1 protein-coding gene is annotated in these 980 nt (G+C 44.4%); it reads right to left on the reverse strand.

Annotation, left to right across the window (positions count from 1 at the left end; all coding sequences use genetic code 11):
- On the reverse strand, positions 1–980 hold a 980-nt coding region (locus tag R7040_RS25030; RefSeq protein ID WP_318097361.1), incomplete at both ends, for a ComEC/Rec2 family competence protein.

Consider the following 980-nt stretch of genomic DNA (forward strand, 5'->3'; position numbering starts at 1 on the left):
CCAAATTGTAGACTAAAGAAGACCAGCTAAATCCAGAGAAAAAATAGCCACTGATCGGGACAATTAATAAGCTCAATATCAGTTGAGTCAACAGAAGTATCCGCAACTTTCCCAAACGACCTTCCTTCGAGCCTTGCACTGTATTAACCGCAAACAAAACGGCACCAACGGATAAATAAGACAGCCAAAAACTCAAACTAAAAGAAGCAAAAGGTTGGAAGAAAAGTTGCAACACCACAGCCAATAACAGTACGCGCCATGGACTCCAATGAACAAGCCAATACTTCAAAGCAATATAGATGATACAAACAGAAACGGCTCGGGTCGTCGGCAAAGAAAAATCAGCAAGCCAAGCGTAAACAATGGCAAACGCCAACCCACTCACTGATGGCAGAAACCAATATCGCGGCATAACAAGCCGAATAAGCCCACCAAGGGCGAGCCCAAACGTCAATGCCATCCCGATGTGTAAACCAGAAATCGATACAAGATGCAGTAATCCGCTGTCACGCAGAGACTGCCAATCCTCTTTGGTAAGCCCAGTGCGATCAGCAAAAGCCAGTGCTTTGATTAGAGCAAAGTGCTCAAGGCGAGAAATATCACGCTCAACAGTTTGAATAATCGACTCGCGCCAAGACGAAGAAGTACGAATGACCCAGTATGAATCTTTAGTTACGACCGCTCTTGCAACAACACCACTTCCCATTGACTGCTTTTCTGCGTCGAAACCCGCTTCATTTCTGAGGCCGATAATGGGCTTAATCAAAACGTTAGTCGTAAACTCACTGTTAACAGCTAGTGGGAATGGCGTTATGAGGCGGACTTTAGGTTTAAGAAAAGGTAACAGAGTGTGAGTATTCACTTGTTTTATCGCCACGACACCTTCATATCCGTGACTTATTTGCGTAAAAGAGCTGTCAACTCTACCAATTATGGTACTATTCTCACCTGCTTGAAAAAGGGCTTGTCTCTGATACTCC

The organism is Vibrio sp. 1069, from assembly GCF_033340555.1.